13 protein-coding genes are annotated in these 18,471 nt (G+C 72.3%); all 13 read right to left on the bottom strand.

The window, feature by feature from the left end; translation table 11 throughout:
• Positions 1-3: 3 nt before the first annotated feature.
• From ACZ46W_RS05760 to ACZ46W_RS05700, 13 genes are read right to left on the bottom strand one after another with little or no spacing between them, the layout of a single operon-like run.
• Positions 4-654 carry a PIG-L deacetylase family protein gene (locus ACZ46W_RS05760; protein ID WP_468331824.1) on the bottom strand — a complete coding sequence of 217 codons (651 nt, stop codon included), beginning with the start codon at positions 652-654 and terminating at the stop codon, positions 4-6.
• Complete coding sequence (locus ACZ46W_RS05755; RefSeq protein WP_468331821.1) at positions 651-1,445, bottom strand: glycosyltransferase family protein; 795 nt, start codon at positions 1,443-1,445, stop codon at positions 651-653. Before ACZ46W_RS05755 ends, ACZ46W_RS05760 begins: the two co-directional genes overlap by 4 nt.
• A gap of 11 nt (positions 1,446-1,456) precedes the next feature.
• The gene (locus tag ACZ46W_RS05750) at positions 1,457-2,737 is read right to left on the bottom strand and encodes a class I SAM-dependent methyltransferase (RefSeq protein ID WP_468331818.1); all 1,281 of its coding nucleotides are present in this window, start codon (positions 2,735-2,737) and stop codon (positions 1,457-1,459) included.
• Positions 2,738-3,961, bottom strand: a complete 1,224-nt coding sequence (locus ACZ46W_RS05745; RefSeq protein WP_468331815.1) for a glycosyltransferase — start codon at positions 3,959-3,961, stop codon at positions 2,738-2,740.
• A gap of 2 nt (positions 3,962-3,963) precedes the next feature.
• Complete coding sequence (locus tag ACZ46W_RS05740) at positions 3,964-5,220, bottom strand: O-antigen ligase domain-containing protein (RefSeq protein WP_468331812.1); 1,257 nt, start codon at positions 5,218-5,220, stop codon at positions 3,964-3,966.
• A 1-nt stretch (position 5,221) separates the two neighbouring features.
• Positions 5,222-6,742, bottom strand: a complete 1,521-nt coding sequence (locus tag ACZ46W_RS05735; protein WP_468331809.1) for a right-handed parallel beta-helix repeat-containing protein — start codon at positions 6,740-6,742, stop codon at positions 5,222-5,224.
• 8 nt (positions 6,743-6,750) lie between these two features.
• On the bottom strand, positions 6,751-8,703 hold the full coding sequence (locus ACZ46W_RS05730) for a heparinase II/III family protein (RefSeq protein ID WP_468331806.1): 1,953 nt from the start codon (positions 8,701-8,703) through the stop codon (positions 6,751-6,753).
• Complete coding sequence (locus ACZ46W_RS05725; protein WP_468331803.1) at positions 8,700-10,901, bottom strand: bi-domain-containing oxidoreductase; 2,202 nt, start codon at positions 10,899-10,901, stop codon at positions 8,700-8,702. The genes ACZ46W_RS05730 and ACZ46W_RS05725 overlap by 4 nt, the downstream gene beginning before the upstream one ends.
• 17 nt (positions 10,902-10,918) lie before the next feature.
• Positions 10,919-12,853 carry an asparagine synthase (glutamine-hydrolyzing) gene (gene asnB / locus ACZ46W_RS05720; RefSeq protein WP_468331800.1) on the bottom strand — a complete coding sequence of 645 codons (1,935 nt, stop codon included), beginning with the start codon at positions 12,851-12,853 and terminating at the stop codon, positions 10,919-10,921.
• A 3-nt stretch (positions 12,854-12,856) separates the two neighbouring features.
• A complete protein-coding gene (locus tag ACZ46W_RS05715) occupies positions 12,857-14,446 on the bottom strand; it encodes a Wzz/FepE/Etk N-terminal domain-containing protein (protein WP_468331798.1) in 1,590 nt (529 codons plus the stop codon).
• Positions 14,443-15,837, bottom strand: coding sequence for a Wzz/FepE/Etk N-terminal domain-containing protein (locus ACZ46W_RS05710; protein WP_468331795.1), 1,395 nt, complete (start codon positions 15,835-15,837; stop codon positions 14,443-14,445). Before ACZ46W_RS05710 ends, ACZ46W_RS05715 begins: the two co-directional genes overlap by 4 nt.
• Positions 15,834-17,102: a glycosyltransferase family 4 protein gene (locus ACZ46W_RS05705; protein WP_468331792.1), complete on the bottom strand. Its 1,269-nt coding sequence runs from the start codon at positions 17,100-17,102 to the stop codon at positions 15,834-15,836. Before ACZ46W_RS05705 ends, ACZ46W_RS05710 begins: the two co-directional genes overlap by 4 nt.
• Positions 17,092-18,417 carry a nucleotide sugar dehydrogenase gene (locus tag ACZ46W_RS05700; protein WP_468331789.1) on the bottom strand — a complete coding sequence of 442 codons (1,326 nt, stop codon included), beginning with the start codon at positions 18,415-18,417 and terminating at the stop codon, positions 17,092-17,094. Before ACZ46W_RS05700 ends, ACZ46W_RS05705 begins: the two co-directional genes overlap by 11 nt.
• Between the last annotated feature and the right edge of the window lie 54 nt (positions 18,418-18,471).

The raw sequence follows: 18,471 nt of genomic DNA, 5'->3' as shown, positions 1-18,471 counted from the left end.
GGTTCAACCCCCCAGGTTGAGCGTGAGTTTGGTGACGGCGAACGCCTCGGCGTAGCGCGCGTGGCATTCGATGCCGCGGATCCGGGCCAGCCCGAGGAAGGCCTCCCGGTCGTACCAGGGCCGGTGCCGCTGCGAGGGGTAGTGCTCCTGCAGCAGCCGCACCTTCCGTTCGGCGATCTCCGGCGAGAGCGGCTGGTAGGCGGTCGGACGGCCGAGATCGCCGTCCCACTTGACGATCTCGTAGCCGAGGACCAGGTGGTCACGGAACGCGGTGGGTATCAGCTTCGCCAGGCCGCGGTGATCCTGGTGCGCGTCGTCGGTGCGCGGGGCCAGGACCAGATCCGGATCGGTCCGCTCGCGCAACTCCTCGACCGCGGCCTTGGCCTCGTCCCAGTGCGCGGGCAGCCGGCCGTCCGGCAGCTTGAGGACGGTCAGCCGCAGGTCGGCGCCCGGGCAGAAGGCGGCGAGCGCGGCGTGCTCCTCCTGCTCCCGCTCGCCGCCACCGCCGGAGAGCACCAGCGCGTCGACACGGACGCCGGGCCGCGCGAGGCACAGCGTCAGCAGCGTGCCGCCGGCACCGATGGCGATGTCGTCGCAGTGCGCGCCCACCGCGACGATCCCGTCCGGGCGGCGCCCGGCCGCGAGCCGGATCACGCGCCCACCCCCGCGCTGTCCCGTTCCCACACGGCCCACGGGCGGTCGCCCCGGGCGTAGGCGTCGTCGAGCGCGGCCCGCTCCTTCACGGTGTCGGTGGGCTTCCAGAAGCCGCGGTGCCGGTGCGCCACCAGCCGCCCGCGCTTGGCCAGTTGGGCGCATCCGTCGGCGACGAGGTCCCCGTTCTCCGGGATGTGGTCGAAGACCTCCTGGCGGAGCACGAAGTAGCCGCCGTTCTCCCACAGCGGCAGATCGCTCACCGCGGTGATGCCCCCCACCAGGCCGTCCTCGCCGAGCTCCACGCAGTGGAACGACGACTGCGGCGGCACCACCATCATCGACGCACCGGCGTCGCGCCGGGCGAACCGGTCGATCATCTCCGGCAGCGGGGCGTCGGTGAGCACGTCGGCGTAGTTGGCGAGGAACATCTCGTCGCCGTCCAGGTGGTGCCGCACCCGGCGCAGCCGCTCCCCGATCGGTGACTCGATGCCGGTCTGCGCGAACGTGATCGTCCAGTCCGAGATGTCGGTCGACAGCAGCTCGGTCCGCCCGGCTCTCAGCACGAAGTCGTTGGACGTCGTCTCCTCGTAGTTGAGGAAGAAGTCCTTGATGTGGTGAGCCCCGTACCCGAGACACAGGATGAACTCCGTGTGCCCGAAGTGCGCGTAGTAGCGCATCACGTGCCAGATCAGCGGCCTGGGGCCGACCATCGCCATCGGCTTGGGCACGTCGTCCGCGGCACCGCTCCGCATCCGCATCCCGTAACCGCCGCAGAACAGGACGACCTTCATGCTGTGACCTTTCACGACGCGGCCTCGACAACGCTCAGTTCCGGGATGGGAAAGACCAGCCGGCCGCCCCAGTCGTGCACGAAGGACAGTTGCTCGACCAGCTCGGCCCGCAGGTTCCACGGCAGGACGAGGACGTAGTCCGGTCTGTCGGCGGCTATCCGCTCGGGCGGCAGGATCGGGATGCGGGTGCCCGGGGTGAACCTGCCGTGCTTGTAGGGGTTGCGGTCGACCGTGTACGGCAGCAGGTCAGGCCGGATGCCGCAGTGGTTGAGCAGGGTGTTGCCCTTGCCCGGGGCGCCGTAGCCGACGACCGTCTCGCCGCGCTCGGCCGCCTCGATGAGGAACCGCAGCAGGTCCCGGCGCACCTTGGCCACCCGGGCGGAGAACTCGGTGTACCCGGACAGCTCCTGGAGTCCGGCGGCCTTCTCCCGGGCCAGTACGTCGGCCACCTGCCGGGTCGGCTCACCTGCCACCTCGGCCGGCCGGGCCCACAGCCGGAGGGAGCCGCCGTGCGTGGGCAGCAACTCCACGTCCACGAGCGCGAGTCCGCCGCTCGCGAGGGCGCGGATCGCGGACGCGACCGTGTAGTACTGGAAGTGCTCGTGGTAGATCGTGTCGTACTGGTTCTCCTCGATCAGGGTCAGCAGGTGCTGCACCTCGATGGAGACCCAGCCGTCGTCGGCGACCAGGGCGCGCAGCCCCCGGGTGAACCCGATCACGTCGGGGATGTGCGCGTACACGTTGTTGGCCACGACCAGGTCCGCCGGGCCGTGCTCGGTGCGGACGGCGGCGCCGGTGGCCGGGTCCAGGAACTCCGTGAGCGTGGGCACACCCGCGTCCCGCGCCGCGGCGCCGACGTTCACCGACGGCTCGATGCCGAGGCAGCGGATCCCGCGGTCCACCACGTGCCTCAGCAGGTACCCGTCGTTGCTCGCGACCTCGACCACGAAGGCGCCGGAGCGCCCGGAGCCCTCGGAGCTTCCGGAGCCCTCGGGGCCCTCGGGGCCGAGAGCGAGCCGCTGCACGGCGTCGGCGACGAACGACCGCGCATGCTCGACCCAGGAGGTCGAGTACGAGGAGAAGTACGCGTACTCCTTGAACGTCTCCTCCGGCGTGATCAGCGGTGGGATCTGCGCCAGCCAGCAGTCGGTGCAGACCCGCAGGTGCAGCGGGTACGCGGGCTCCGGTTGATCCAGTTGGTCGGCGGCGAGGAAGCTCTCACACGGTGGCGTCGCCCCTAGGTCGACGACGCTCGCCATCGCTTCCGACCCGCAGAGTCGGCATCGTGTCATCTACTGCCCCCCATTGATTCGGTCCCCCATTGATGTCGTCCGTCCCGCGATCGCGGTGCGGTACTCCTCCAGCAGGCGCTCCAGCCCGACGGCCGGGCTGAAACCCTTCTCGTAACGGCGCCGGGCCGCCTGGCCCATCGCCCTGCCCAGGTCCGGCTCGGCCACGATCCGGCGTATGCAGGACGCGAGCGAGGCCGGCTCGCCCGGCCGGTGCAGCAGCCCGGTCACGCCGTCCTCGACCAGTTCGACGAAGGCGCCGTGGCCGGCCGCGACGGCCGGGACCCCCGCCGCCATCGCCTCCACGACCACCAGGCCGAACGCCTCCAGCCACGTCGAGGGAGCCACCACGGCGACCGACCGCGCGATGGCCTTCCGGCACTCCGCCGCGTCGTACAGGCCGACGTGGCGCACGTCGCCCCGGCCCGCCGCCCAGGCGGTCACCTCCCGCTCCAGTGGCCCCGCGCCGGCGATCACGAGCGGCACGCCCACACCGCCGCTCGCGGCGATCTCGTCCCACGCGGACATGAGCAGCCGCACGCCCTTGGCCTCCGCGAGCCGGCCGAGATAGAGCACATGCTCGCCGGCGCCCGCCCGGCGGTCGTCCGGGTCGGGCACGAAGTTGTGCTTCACCGCCAGCCGCCCGGCGGGCATGCCCGCCCGCACCAGGACGTCGCGCTGCGCCGCGGAGATGCACAGGAACCGCTCCACGCCGGACCACCACCGCCGCCGGTTGACCGACAGGCTGACCGCGAGCGGCACCGTCGCAAGGCGGGAGTTCCGGTAGCAGCCGTGCCGGACGGCGGGCAGCGGGGCCGCCGACCCGACGCACTCGGTGCACGGCCGGCCGTCCCGTTGCAGCGTGCCGGGCGGGCAGACCTGGGTGTAGTTGTGCAGCGTGGCGACGGTGGGCACGCCGGCGTCGGCGCAGGCGGCGAGGACCGCGGGCGACAGGAGCGGGAAGACGTTGTGGACGTGGACCACGTCCGGCCGTTCGGCGCGCAGCCGGGCGGCGAGCTCCGCGCGGACCGCCGGGTTCCACGGCACCAGGAGCGGCACCGCGGCCTTGCCCAGCAGGGACCGGGTCGCGATGTCGTCGCTGCGCCGCTCGAACACCCCGACCCGGTGGCCGGCCCCGCGCAGCAGCGCCACCTCCTGGTCGACGACCTTGTTCTCCCCGCTCGGCTGGGCCGAGGCGTAGCGGTTGTGCACCACGAGGACGTGCATGGTCAGGTCACCTCCGAAGTCCGCGCCCAGCGCGGGACACGTCGTCGCGGGGCCGCGGGCGGCGGCAGGGGAGCGGTCGCGGCAGGTGCCGCCAGCAGCGAGGCGGCCACGGCCAGATGCAGCAGGTACGGCGAGGCGTCGCCAAGGCCGGCCTCGGTGTACGACGCGATCGCGCAGTAGCTGATCAGGAAGATCGCGCAGGCCCTCGACAGCGACGGTGGTCGCAGCAACGCGACGCCGCCCAGCACGATGACGACCGCCGCGATGAGGGTGACGCCGATCAGACCCTGCTCGTGGTAGACGGCCAGCCAACTGTTGTCGATCGGCAGCCCGCCGAACGACTTGTCGCCCAGGCCCATGCCGAACACCTTCTCCGCGGTGGTCCGGGGCGCTGCCAGCAGGGCGTCCCAGACCTTGGCCCGGCCGGTGAGGTTGGAGAAGTTCTCCTTGCTCTGCCCACGTAAGAACCACGCCTGAAGCGCGGGGGCGAACCCCACGGCGGCCACCACGGCGCACAGCACCGCCCCGGTGAAGAACCGGCGGGCCGGGGCGCTGGTCAGGAGGAGCGAGCCGATCGCCAGCGCCAGCCCGATGAACAGGCCGAGCGTGGCCGTTCGGGTATGGGTCAAGGCGAGCAGGACGAGTGACGGCACGATGACCACCGCCGCGCCGGCCCTGTCCGTCCGGCGGCCCAGAACGAGCAGCACGGTGAGCCCGGTGATCACCGCGGCGTACTGTCCGATCTGCGGCGGGGTGAGCGGCCACAACGCGCCGACGAGGCGCCCGCCGTAGAGCTCGGGCATGGCCGCGCCCGGTGAGATGACCAGGCCGGCGGCCACCGACCCGAGCACCGCGAAGTACATCCGGATGTGGTGCCGGACGAACGTCGGGCCGCCGTCCCACCAGCGACTGAGCAGCCACAGCGTGCCGACGAAGAGAGCCAGCCGGGCGCAGCGGAACAGCGCGCCGAACCCGGACTCCAGGTTCGCGCTGGAGAGCACGCTCGGCACCAGCAGGAGGGTGAGCATGAGCAGGTAGGCGCTGGCCCGGACGCGCAGCCGGAGATTGACGGCGAGCGCCAGCGCGAACGCGGCGACCAGGGCGCCCATGGTGACCATCTGGATGAGGGAGCGGGGCAGCGGGATGATGGTCCTCGCCCCGGCGGAGCCGAGCGTGTTGAGGACCAGCAACCCCCAGACGATCCCGACGATCTTCGGTGTGCCGGCCGGGCGCGGCTCGGCGCCGTGCCGCGTGCCCATCTCAACCACCGGCCCGTGGGTCGAGGGTGCTGCCCGCGTCCTGCCGGTAGCGCTTGCCCTGCCACTGCCCGAAGTCGATCACCCGGCTCGGGTCGTGGGCGACGAACTTCCACGGCCCCAGGTAGACGTTGTCGCGCCAGCGGTTGTCCTGCGCGTGGGTGATCGCCTCGGACACCCGCTCGCCCCGGTACGGCGACCAGTCCGGATAGGTGCCGTAGTTGGCCAGCACCGCCATGCGGTCGCACTTCACCGTGCACCTCACGACGGACTTGTCCAGCAGGAAGCGGTTGTCGTGGATGTCCACCCGCTGGGTCTTCCACCGGCAGTCGGCGTAGAGCGGTGGCCTGGCGATCGCCGGCTTCGCGCAGCGGTCGGTGTCCCGCACCAGCAAGGTGCAGTCACCGGACGAGGTGTTGGCCGGGCTGTTGCAGAACCGGTCGGCGTTCTCCCACAGGGTGATCCCGGACCAGTTGTCCTCCAGCACGTTCCGGTAGATCTCGATCTTGTCCGTGCGGGCCCGGATCCGTGGTTCGCCACCGGATTCGGACAGGTAGACGGTCGCGAACGGGAAGTTGTCGCCGCGGTCGGCGTACCTGCGGCCCTCGACCCAGTTGTTCCGCCGGATGGTGTTCTCCCGGATGACCGCGTTGTAGCTGGTCTCGTAGATCAGCGCGGCACCGTCGTTGGCTTCGAGCACGTTGTTCTCGATGCGGAAGTCGTTGTTGTTGGTGTCCGCCCACAACCCCGTTCCGTGGTTGCCGTGCACCCAGTTGCCGCGTACGTCGGCGCCGTCGACGGCCCAGAACTTCACACCTCCGGTGCAGCCGCAGCCCTTCCGCCGTCGCTCCCAGTCACCGGTGTTGTTGCCCACGATCTCGTTGCCCTCGACCACCAGCCCGGTGATACGGCCGGTGGCCTTGTACGCGTTCATGCCGTACTGACCGTTGCCGCGCAGGCAGTTGGCGCGGACCCGCTGGCGGGCGCCGGCCATCAGCCCGGCGCCGGAGTTGTGCTGGATCGTCGTGTGCTCGATCAGCCACCCGTCGGCCGAGTCATGGTTGACCACACCCTCGTCGTGCGGCGCGACGAAACCCTGCACGGTGAGGTGGCGGATGGCGACGTCGCGGGCACTGCCGCCGAACGCGTACTGGTTCTTCTTCGCGCCGTCGAGCACCGCGCCCGGCGCACCGAGGTAGCGGTTCCCCTCCTTGGGGATGACCTGGGCGTAGCGGTCCGGGTCGAGCCGGTGCGTGCCGGGACGAAGCCAGAACGTGGTGTTCGCGGGGCTGCTCCTGGTCTTCTCCGCCAGGTCACCGACCACCGCGGGGTCGACGGTCACCGCGCCCGCCGGCGCCTTCGCCGGCCCGGCCGCGGGCTTGGCGCACACCCGGGCCACGGGCGTGGACGGCGGCGCGGCGGTCGGCTTGGCCCGGGCGCCCGGCGTGCTCTCGCAGCCGGTCGCCGCCAGGGCCAGCGCCAGCGGTGCCGCCGCCCACGCCCAGTGCCGCCTCTTGATCCCCACGCGCCCCCCTAGCCGCCGAACCTGAGCACAGTGGTGAAGCCCTCCGCGCCGTCGGTGAAACCGGTGCCGAGCAGCGTGGTGGTGGGCTCCTTGCGCCCGAACCCCGCGGAGTACCAGCCCAGCGGCGGGTCGCTCTCGCCGCGATGCGCCCGCCAGGACAGTCGCCCGGGCAGGTCGAGCACCGCGGAACGCTCCTCAGCGTCCCGGGTCCAGGTGAGCACTGCCCGGCTCCCCACCAGGTCCGCGGCGATCGCCGGGCCGAGGTGGAAGGCCAGCGTCACGTCCCGGCGCGGGCCGCGCACCTCGTCGACGACCCTCAGCTCCCGGCTCGCGGCCGTCAGCTCCACCCGGCGGCGGTGCACGGAGGGCTGGTAACCGTCGTGCTCGGCACACCAGCGGGCCACACCCTCGTCGGACGTGTCCACGGCCAGGACGCGGCTGCGGGCGTGCCGGGTCCACAGGAACGGGCCGCCGGAGACGGACTGGTCACCGCCGTCCAGTTGCAGGGTGTTGTGGCCGAGGGTCGACCGGAAGTACTGCCGCCACTCGGCCTGCCCGTGGTAGCAGTACGTCCCCGGGTCGGCGAGCACGTCGACCCCGTCGTGCCGGACCTCCACCGACAGCGCGTCCGCGTGGGCGTGCGCGGCGATGGACAGGAAGCCGTGCGGACCTCCGTCGCAGCGGCACCAGATCCCTCCCGGGCCGCGCAGGATGGTGAGCCCCGCGTCGGCGAAATGAGCGGGGCGGCTCGCCGGGCGGGACACGGACGGTTCGGTGGGCTTGATGAGCGCGGCCAGCAGCGGGGTGCGCACATCGGTGGCGGTCACCGCCGGCCACCAGGCGAGCCGGCCGAACACCGCGTCTCCGGTGGCCAGCAGCGAGGCCCAGCGGTCGGTGCCCGCGCCGTCCACGACCAGACCGTGCCCGTCGTCCGCGTCCCCCTGGCGCGGCGGCCGCAGGTGGCCGTCCACGATGGCCGCGAGCGCGTCGGTCATCCGCAGCAGCACCAGCCGGATCGACGCGGGGACCGGCACGCCGGCGGCGTCCGCCTCGGCCACCGCGGCCAGACCGAGCTCCAGCACCAGGCCGTGATACTCGGTGGCCAGCTCGCGGTTGAGGCCGGAGGCGAAGGTGTTGCCGCGTAAGTGCCGCTCCAGCGACCGCAGTGCGTCGGCCCGCCAACGCCCCGAGGAGGGGAACCACCCGAACGCGCAGGCAGCGGCGAACTGCCCGGCGGCCTCGGCGACGACGTGGTTGTTCGCCGACGACGCCCGGCTGGGGAAGGCGGCCAGCCAGCGCTGGTGGTGCCAGATCTGGTTCAGCGCCACCGGGTTGCCCTCGAACAGCCCGGCCGCGCCCGGCCAGCCGTCGAGCAGCCGACGGATCCACACCCAGGACAGCAGCCGGATGCCCAGCTCGATGCCGCTGATCCAGTGCACCCCGCGCAGCGGTGGGTTGACCGCCCACCACGACCGCAGGTGCTCGGCCACGCGCTCCGCGTACCGCTCGTTCCCGGTGATCGCGTAGGCGGCGGCGAGCACGGTGAGGTACTGGTGCCGGGACGGCTCCCAGATCTGCTTGATGTCCCCGACCGCGCCCTCGTTCCGGTACGGCAGGTCGAAGGCGTACCCCGACGGGGCCCGGCGCCCGGTCTTCGGGTCGTACCACCAGTCCGGGTCGGCCAGGTCGTCGCGGACCACGCCGAAATACTCGGCGTGCCCGTACATCAGCCGGTCCGCCTCGGCGATGAGCCGCTTCGCGGCGTCCGGTGGCACCGCGGCGATCGTCCCGGCGGGCAGTACGGCGGTGAACCGGGCGCCGGTCACGCCCGGGCAGTCCGGCGGCGCCGACCGCCACCACCGCCTGCGCACCGCGTCGCCCACCCGGCCGCCGACCTCCCGCGGCCCCATCCGGGACAGCCGCCGCAGGTACCAGCCCGGACTTACCGAGCTCACCGTCATCGCGTCCTCGCCAACGCCACCGGCGCGCCGCCCGCCAGGCCGGCCTGCACGGCGAGGGTGGCCGCCGTGGTGGCGACCAGCGACTCCAGCGGCACCGGCATCGGACCGCCGGTCCGCACGGCCTTGATGAACGCGGCCAGCTCGGCGTTCTGGCCCTTGTCCCGGGCCTTGGGCAGCCGCGAACTGGCCCACCGCTTGCGGCGGCCATCGTGAACAGTGGCACGGACGAAGTCGTCGAGCCGCAGCACCTTGCCGTCCGCGACCAGGTCCAGCGTCTCCTTGGGGAAGCCGGGCGCGCCGGTGGTGACGTAACTGATGGTGGCGGTGGACCCGTCCGGGTAGCGCAGCACGGCCTGTACGTCCTCGTTGCCGGACGCGGCGACCGCGTACACCGAGACCGGGTCGGCCCCGAGCAGCCAGCTCGCCGTGTCGATGAAGTGCCCGCCCTCGCCGGTGAACCGCGAGCCCTCGGTGCCTTGTCGGAGGTACCAGCTTCCGTGCTGCAATCGGCCCGCGTTGACCAGGTAGCGGAGGCTCGCCGGGCCGGTGCGGGCGCCGAACCGCTGCCTGGCCTCCCGCAGCAGCGGTGCGAACCGGCGGTTGAAGCCCACCTGGAGCCGGTCGTTGCCGGACTCCTCCACCGCCGCGAGCACGCCGGCCAGCTCGTCCTCGGTGAGGGCCAGGGGCTTCTCCACGAATACCGTCTTGCCCGCGAGGAGCGCCCTTCGGGTCAGCTCGGCGTGCGAGCTGTGCCGGGTGACGATGAACACCGCGTCGATGGACTTGTCGCCGAGCACGGCGTCGACGTCGGTGGTCGCCCCGTCGAAGCCGAACTTCCGCTGGGCGTTGGCCGCGGACAGCGCCGTCGTGGTGACGACGGTCGACAATTCGACGCCGTCGCGCTGTGCCAGGTGCGGCAGCAGCATCGACGTCGCGTAGTTTCCCGCGCCGACGAACGCGAGCCGCACCGGCGCCGTGGCGGCCCGGACCGGACCCCGCTTCATGCCTTTGGTGGACACAGCCACCGCGGGCACGGCCACCGCCGGGGCCGCCGCTTCCTCCGCCTCCCCCGCCTGTTCGGCGTACCGGAACAGCACGGCGACGGCCTTGAGGTCGCCGTCCTTCAGGCTCCGGTACGTCTCGACGGCGTCATCGAAGTCGGCGATGTGGGAAACCAGCGGCTCCACGTCGACGCTGCCGCGGGCGAGGAGATCGAGGAAGCACGCCAGGTTGCGGCGCTCGGTCCAGCGCACGTAGCCGATCGGGTAATCGCGGCCCTCCAGCTCGTACTCCGGGTCGTAGCGCCCGGGGCCGTAACTGCGGGAGAACCGGACGTCGAGCTCCTTCTCGTAGTACGCGTTCCACGGCAGGTCCAGGCGGCACTTGCCGATGTCGACGACCCGGCCACGGTCCCGGCTCAGCCGGGCGGCCAGCTCCACGGGCTGGTTGCTGCCGCCACCTGCGGCCAGGTACACCTGGTCCACGCCCAGGCCGCCCGTGAGTTCGGCGACGGAAGCCTCCACGGCCGCCGACGCGGGGTCACCGCAGGCCGCGGCGCCCAGGCGCTCCGCCAGCTCGCAGCGCACCGGGTCGGGGTCGGCCCCGACGACGCGCACTCCGGAGGCGGTGAGAAGCTGCACCACCAACTGCCCGATCAGCCCGAGGCCGATGACCAGCGCCACGTCGCCGAGCTGCGGCTCACCCCGGCGGACGCCCTGCAACGCGATCGACCCGACGGTGCCGAAGGCCGCGTGCCGCGGCGCGAGGCCGTCCGGGACCCGGGCGTACAGGTTCTTGGGCACCCAGTTCAGCTCGGCGTGCAGCGCGTGCTCATTACCGGCGCAGGCCACGAGGTCGCCGACCTTCACATCGTCGATCCCGGCGCCGACCTGCTCGACCACCCCGCACAGCGAGTAGCCCAGCGGCGTGTAGGAGTCCAGTTGGCCCATCACCTTGCGGTAGGTGGCGGGCAGCCCGTTGGTGGCCACGCTCTGCATGACCTTGGCCACCTGGTCCGGCCGGGAGCGGGCCTTGCCCAGCATCGACATGCCGGCCTCGGACACCTTCATGAGCTCGGTCCCGGTGGAGATCAGCGAGTAGGCGCTGCGGACCAGCACACCGCCCGGCTTGCACCCCGGCACCGGCACGTCCAGCACCGCCAGCTCACCGCTCTTGTAGTTCTGTACAACCTGTTTCACCCGAACTCCTCTGATTCCTACGCCATTGACCGAGCGCTCTGGCCGGACCCGGAGGACGCGTCGCGATACCAGTACTCGAGGGTCAGCACGTGCCACAGATGCTTGGAGAAGTCCCGCTGCCCGGCGGCGTCCTCGGCGACCATCCGCGCCAGCGCGTCGCGGCGCAGGAACCCGGAACGCACGAGCTCGCCGTCGTTGACCACCTCGCGCACCAGCGGTGCCAGATCCCGGCTCATCCAGGCCCGCAGCGGGGCGCTGAACAGGCCCTTGGGCCGGTACACGATCTCCCGGGGCAGGACCGAGGCGGCCGCCTCCTTGAGGACGGCCTTGCCCTGACGTCCGACGATCTTGCGATCACCGGGCACGGCGAACGCCGCCCTGACCACCTCGACGTCCACGTACGGCACCCGCACCTCGGTCGACGCGGCCATGCTGGAGCGGTCCGTGTACGCCAGGTTCAGACCCGGCAGGAACATCCGGGCGTCGCCCAGGCACATACGGTTGACGAAGTCGTCGAGGTCGTTGTCCTGGTAGGTGTCCGCGTGTTCGGTCAGTACGTCCTCGACCGCCTGGGCCAGGTCCGGATCGATCAGGGCGAGCAGCTCGCCCCGGTCGTACATGGTGTAGCTGCGCCGGAACGCGGTCTCCTCCGGCAGGTCGGCGAAGGAGAGGAACCGCTTCGCGAAGCGCACCGACCGGTACCCCCGGCGGGCGGTGGCCACCGGCAGCCTGTCCACGGCCCTGGACAGGCCGTGCCGCAAAGGTCGCGGGACTCGCTGGTAGCGCAGCGCGAGCAGGTTGGCCAGGTGCTTGCGGTACCCGGCGAACAACTCGTCGGCGCCCATCCCCGAGAGCATCACCTTGACCCCGGCCTCCCGGGCGGCCGAGCAGATCAGGTACGTGTTGATGGCGGCGGGATCGCCGATCGGCTCGTCCAGGTGGTACGTCATCCGCGGCAGCAGGTCGAGCACATTCGGAGCGATCTCGATCTCATGCAGGTCGACGCCGAACCGCTCGGCCACCCGCCGGGCGTAGCGCAGGTCGTCCGGCATCGCCTCGAACTTGGCGTCCTCGGCGCGGAATCCGATCGTGTACGCGGAGATGCCGGGCCGGTGGCGGGCCGCGAGCGCGGTCAGGTAGCTGGAGTCGAGGCCGCCGGAGAGGAAGGTCGCCACGGGGACGTCGGAGAGGAGGTGGCGCCGAGTCGACTCCTCGACAATGGCGGCCACGTCCGGCCGCTCGCCGGCCCGGGCCCGCTCCCGGCCCTCGGCGGCGACGTCCTTCAGGTGCCAGAACCGGCCGCGCTCCACCCGGCCGTCGGGCCGGCACCTCAGCCAGCTCCCCGGCGGCAGCTTCTCCGCCTCGCGGAACGCGCACCGTGAGTCCGGCACCCAGTAGTACAGCAGTGAGGCCACCAGCGCCGTATGGTCCACCCGCAGTGCCCCGCCGGTCGCGGCGGCGAGCGCCTTGAGTTCGGAGGCGAAGACCAGACCCTCGCCGCGCCGGAGCAGGAACAGCGGCTTGATGCCGAGCTGGTCGCGGGCGAGCACCAGGTCACCGGTTCGCTCGTCGAAGATCCCGAACGCGAACATGCCGCGCAGCCGGGGCAGGCAGTCCGTGCCCCAGCGCCGCCAGGCCTCCAGCAGCACCTCGGTGTCGGAGGTACCGCGGAAGCGCACCCCGGCGGCTGCCAGCTCGGCACGCAACTCGGGTGCGTTGTACAGCTCGCCGTTGTACGTCAGGGCGAGGCCGTCCGCGACCATCGGCTGGGCGCCGGTCTCGGACGGGTCGATGATGGCCAGTCGGCGGTGCCCGAGGTGCACTTCGCCGTCACCGATGGGGTGGCCGTACCGGCCCGCCCCGTCCGGACCGCGATGGGCGAGGGTATCGGTGAGCCGGTCGGTCACCACCTTCCCGTCCGGCCATCGGTACGTGCCCGCGATGCCACACATGTCCTACCGCGCCTCCTGCTCGTTGTGCGGGACCCGTGTGGCCCACATCGGCTGATGCTGCGTCCGCCGCCGGCCTTCCCCCGCTGCCTCAACGGCGTGGGCGGGGGTGCCCCCAGCGGTGGCTGGGGGAGTACCCCCACCGTTCTGCCGGGCCGGCCAATCGCCGCGGCCGCGCAGCGCGGTGTGCGGCCCGTCCCACAGCGTGCCGTCGGTCCGGTCACGCGGATCGGGGTCGATCAGCACCACACCGATCACCCGAATGCGCTGGTCCGCGAGTTGCCGCGCCACGGTGTGCAGCCATGCGGCGCTGCCGTGCCCGGCGCGTACGACGAGCACGGCCCGAGTGCCGAGGTACTGGAGGTCGGTCCACGCCGTGCCGGGCGCCACCGAGCCGACGCCCAGTCGGCGGCCTTCAGGAGGCACAGCCGCGGCACGCTCGCCGCTGACCACGGTGGGGTCTTCCGGCTTCGGGCGGCGGCCGGTGAGCCGCGGGCCGGGCAGATCGTCCACGACGACCACCGGCCCCTCCGGCGCCAGTGCCGCGGCGAGGTCCATGGCGATCACGCTCGTGCCGCGGGCACAGCCCAGTTCCAGCAGCGACACCGGTTCCGCCGAGCCGCGCACAGCGCGGGCCAGGGTCGTGATGAGCCTCGTCCGTGCCGCCCGGGTCCGTCGGCGCTGCCACGACCTGCCCGACCGCAAGGACGCGCCGCGCAGCTCCGCGATGACCGAGGCGCCCAGGTTCGCCGCGATGTCCCGGCGCAGCACGGGGCGGTCCGCCACCACCGTGCCGACCGCGGCCAGCGCGAGCCCGACGACGAGCCCGAGGACCAGCCCGATCGCGGCGTTGGTGACCGTGGCCCTGGGCAGGGAGTGCCGCACCGCGCGCGGGGCGTCCACGATCTGAGTGCCGGCGACGACCTTGGGCGCGCCGGTGCGCGCCTCCGCTGCGCGCTGGTCGTAATCGGCGATCCGCGAGGTGAGTTCGGCCCGGCGGGCGAAGAGCGACTCGATGCTCGCCGACGCCTTCGGGTCGCTGTCCGGCGATCGGTCACCGATCGCCTTGTTGACCTGGGCCAGCTCCTCCCGCATGCGGTCACGCTGGTCGAGCAGGGCCTTGGCCTCGGCGTTCGCGGTTTCCCGCATCCGCCTCACATGGTCCGCGACGAACGCGTCGGCCAGTGCCCTGGCCCGGGCCACCGCTTCCGCGTCGGTGTCACCGGTCACCTCGATCCGCAGCAGGTTGTTGGTCAGGCCGGTTCCCCGGTAGTCCCGCATGAGGTCCTCGGGCCTCTCCGAGGAGTTGAGGGACCGCAGGGCCTGTTCGGCGATCCGTGTGGTCCCCAGCAGTTCGACGTCGGTGCGGATCAGCGTTCCGGTGTCGTTCGGCTGGTCCTCCTTGTGCGCGACCAGCACCTTGGTCACCGCCGTCGGCGGTGGCGGCATGAGGACCGCCACCGCCGCGCCGGCCAGCAGTCCCAGCAGCGCCATGGCGTACCGGACGCGGCGGCGCCTGCGCACCGCCACCACCAGCGCCTGGAGGTCGAAAAGCGGCGCGGCGGCCGACGAGTCCGACGTCGCGCTCGTCGTCACGCCGAACCTCCCGTCGCGTGGCCGCGGACCGCGAGCGCCGGAGTGGCGTTGTCCGGAGGATGGCCGGCAGGGCCCGTCGGACGGGGCCGGACCGTGCCGGCGACGACGACGCCCACGACCTCGTGCCCGCCGTCCGCACACGCCCCGGCGATGCCGGCGAGCTCCTCCGTGGTCCAGATGCCCGGGCTGAGGACGACCAGGGCACCCGACTCGGTGTCGCGGTCCGGCACCGTCGGCAGGTCCACCGACACCTCCACCACCCGCAGCATGGTGTGTCCCGCGCCCGCAGAGCTCGCGGAGGGTTCGCTGTTGGCCTCGGTGACGAGCTGACCGGCGGCCCGGCGGGCGATCTCGTCGCCGTCCGGTACGACCACCAGCACCCGCCGGGGGGCCGGCGTCCGGCTCCGGAGGCGAGCGCACACCCGCCGGTAGCGGATCCGCCTGCCGGCCTCGTCGCCGGACCTCGGCGGGGCCGGCATGTCCCACCGGGTGTCGATGCCGAGGAGTCGGCGGATCCAGGCCCGAGGGCCACCGTCCTCCGGCCGGTGCGCGCGCCCTTCATCGGGCACGTCGACGGTGCCGAGGAGCGCCGCGCCCAGCGCCGCGGCGATCTCCGATTCGGTGCGCGGCCGGCGGTTCACCCGTGCGGCGACGAGATGGCCGATGACCGCGAGCAGGAAGAACAGCAGCGCCCCGCCGGCGATGAGCTGCGTCCTCGTCGGCGGCGCCTCGCCGGTCGGCCGGTGCGCCGGGCCCATGACGACCATGCCGGCCTTGTCGGCCGCCGGGTCGGCCTGGTCCAGCCTCGTCATGGCCTCCTCCAGCGAGGTGCGGAGCTTCTCCAGCGTGGTGCGGGCCTGCACGCTCTCCACGGTCCGCCCCGGATCGGCCGCGTTGGCCAGGTCGGTGATGCGGCGGTTGGTCTCCTCCACCTTCTGCCGCAGCGCCTCGGGCCCGGTGGCCGTGGGGTCGGTGCCGCCGCCCGCGATCCGCGCGGCGAAGCTCACGAATTGCTGGGTCACCCGGTCCGAGAGCTGCTGCGCGCGCTCCGGGGTGTCGGCCGTGCCCGAGATGCTGATGATGTTCCCGTCGGCGGCCTTGGCGGTCACTCGGTCCCGCAGCTCGGCGCCGCTGACGTCGGTCCAGCCGAGGCTGGCGGCCGCGCGGTCGACCACCGTCGAACTGGTCGCGATGTCCACCTGGGTCAGCAGCTCGCGCTCCTCCCACTGCCCCGGCAGCAGTACCGATGCCGACGCCGTGTACCGCGGTGGAAACAGCACCGAGGCGCCGTAGCCGACCAGCGCGCCCACCACGGCGGCGATGGCGAGAAGCCGCCACCGCCGACGGAGAATCCGCCCGACCGTGACCAGACGGATCGTGTCATCGCTCAACGCCGCGGCCTCTTCCCTGTGCGGACGGGGCCACCCGCCGACACCGGAGCGTGGTCACGGCAGGCAGCGGCGTAGGCGGCGAGCAGCGACGCTTGCGAGTTCCGCCAGGAAAGCGGCCCGCTGATCCGCTCCTGGCCGATCTCGCCCATCCTGGCCCGCTTCTCCGGATCGTCCAGCAACAGCGCGATGAGCCCGGCGAATTCGGTCTCGTCGTCGGCGGGCGCGTAGACGGCGGCGTCACCGGCGGAGACGCGCGCCTCCTTCAGGTCGAACGAGACGATCGGCCGGCCCATCGCCATGTACTCCAGAACCTTGTTCATGGTCGACACGTCGTTGAGCGGATTGCGCGGGTCGGGGGAGAGGCACACGTCCGCGGTGGACAGGTAGCGCACCAGGTCGGCGTCCGGTATGCGTCCGGTGAACCGCACCTGGTCGGAGAGGCCCAGCCGCCGGGACAGCGCCACCATCGCGTCGAAGGCGTCGCCGGCGCCGACGAACACCGCGTGCCAGTCGGTCCGCCCGAACTCGTCGCGCAGTCGCGCCAGGGCCCGCAAGGCGTAGTCGACGCCGTCCTGAGGGCCCATGACGCCGAGGTAGCACAGCAGATGAGGCTTGCCGCGCTTCAACTCCGGCTCGGGCGGCACCGGTTGGAACCGGTCGACCTGGGGAGCGCTGCGCACCACGAACACGTCCTCCGGGCGCCGGCCACCACGGCGTACCGCGACGTCCCGGTAGCTCTCGTTCGTGGCGAGCACGATGTCCGCGGCCCGGTAGGTGCGCCGTTCCAGCGCGCACACGGCGCGGTAGAGCAGGTCTTCGCCGCGGTCGAACCGGGAGAGGTACAGCTCGGGTACCAGGTCGTGCTGGTCGAAGACGAACCGCGCGCCGCGCCGCTTCAGCCACAGCGCGGGCAGGAACAGCAGGTCGGGCGGGTTGCAGGCGTGGACCACGTCCACCGGGCCGACCTTGCGGGCCAGCCGGGCCGTGTGCCACAGCGCCGATCCGTACTCCCGCAGGTAACCCGCCGGTCCTCCGGTGGCCGGGCGCAACGGGTAGCGGTGGATCCGCACCCCGTCGATCACCGCCTCCGGCTCGGTGTCCCGCTTCTCCCCGCGGGGACAGATGACGTGCACTTCCCAGCCCGCGTCGCGCAGTGTCGTGCACTCCTGCCACACCCGCCGGTCGAACGGCACCGACAGGTTCTCCACCAGGATCAGCGCGCGCCGGTTCGCCCCGTCGCCGCTGGTTGTCGCGTCACCAAGCAAGGCCCATGTACCCCGGTTCGGCCCGGCGCGCCTCGGCGTCGGGAAGGCGGATGAGGTCGACGATCACCGGGCCGTCCCCATGGGGCAGCGCCGACAGCACGGCCGGGTCGCTGGTCCCGACCAGGCACACCTCGGCGTGGTCGAGCACCTCGTCGACGGAGTCCGCGAGCAACTGCGCGAGGTGCGGCAGCCGGGTCTCGATGTACTCGCGGTTCGCGCCGATCAGCCGGGACAGGCTCACGTTGGCGTCGTGGATCCGCAGGTCGTAGCCCTTGCCGTGGAGCCTTTCCGCCAGCTCGACGAGCGGGCTCTCGCGGAGGTCGTCGGTGCCGGGTTTGAAGGACAGTCCGAACAGGCCCACCCGGCGCTTGCCGGTGCGCTCGACCAGCTCCACCGCGCGCTGCAGATGTGCGGAGTTGGAGGCGAGCACGTGGCCGAGGATGGGCACGGAGACGTCGGCCCGCTGCGCCGCGTGGACCAGGCTGCGCAGGTCCTTGGGGAGGCAGGACCCACCGAAGGCGAAGCCCGGCCGCAGGTAGGCGGGGCTGATGTTCAGCTTGCGGTCGGCCAGGAACACGTCCATCACCTGGTGCGAGTCCACCCCGAGGGCCTGGCACACCGCGCCCAGCTCGTTCGCGAAGCCGATCTTGAGGCCGTGGAACGCGTTGTCCGCGTACTTGATCGCCTCGGCCGTCGGAACCGGCACCCGGAACACCTCGCCGGACAAGCCGTCGTACAGCGCCGCCACCGCGTCGCCGCTTGCCGCGTCGAGCTCGCCGATGACCGTCTTGGGCGGATCGAAGAAGTCCCGCACACTCGTGCCCTCGCGCAGGAACTCCGGGTTGACCGCGACTCCGAAGTCCACTCCGGCCGTGCCGCCGACGTTCTTCTCCAGAATCGGTACCAGCAGGTTCAGGCAGGTGCCCGGGAGCATGGTGCTGCGGAACACGACGGTGTGCCGGCCCCCCTGCTCGGCCTCCTCGGCCAGCGCGGCACCGATCTGCTCGGTGACCCGCTCCAAGTACGTGGTGCACAGGCTGCCGTTGGGCTCCGACGGCGTGCCCACGCAGACCAGCGACACCTCACTGCCCGCGATCGCCTCGCGGACGTCGCCGGTGGCGCGTAACGCTCCTGTCCGCACGACCTCGGCGATCAGCTCGCCGATCCGCTCCTCGACCACCGGGGCCCTGCCGTCGTTCACCAGGTCGACCTTCACCTGGTTCACGTCCACCCCGATGACCTCGTGCCCCATGTCGGCCAGGCACGCGGCTGACACGCAGCCCACGTAGCCGAGCCCGAAAACGCTGACTCTCATGACCCGTCCCTCCCCCCAGGCAGGCCCTTGTGGCCTGCGGTTCGCGCACCGGCC

This window comes from Streptomyces sp. NPDC031064, assembly GCF_055570965.1.
This window is presented reverse-complemented; position numbering and strand designations above follow the sequence as displayed.

Excerpts from the sequence above, each read along its gene's own strand:
- ACZ46W_RS05750 (WP_468331818.1), bottom strand. The coding sequence starts at position 2,737 with ATGACACGATGCCGACTCTGCGGGTCGGAAGCGATGGCGAGCGTCGTC.
- ACZ46W_RS05740 (WP_468331812.1), bottom strand. The coding sequence starts at position 5,220 with ATGGGCACGCGGCACGGCGCCGAGCCGCGCCCGGCCGGCACACCGAAG.
- ACZ46W_RS05730 (WP_468331806.1), bottom strand. The coding sequence starts at position 8,703 with ATGACGGTGAGCTCGGTAAGTCCGGGCTGGTACCTGCGGCGGCTGTCC.
- ACZ46W_RS05755 (WP_468331821.1), bottom strand. The coding sequence starts at position 1,445 with ATGAAGGTCGTCCTGTTCTGCGGCGGTTACGGGATGCGGATGCGGAGC.
- ACZ46W_RS05745 (WP_468331815.1), bottom strand. The coding sequence starts at position 3,961 with ATGCACGTCCTCGTGGTGCACAACCGCTACGCCTCGGCCCAGCCGAGC.
- ACZ46W_RS05700 (WP_468331789.1), bottom strand. The coding sequence starts at position 18,417 with ATGAGAGTCAGCGTTTTCGGGCTCGGCTACGTGGGCTGCGTGTCAGCC.
- asnB (WP_468331800.1), bottom strand. The coding sequence starts at position 12,853 with ATGTGTGGCATCGCGGGCACGTACCGATGGCCGGACGGGAAGGTGGTG.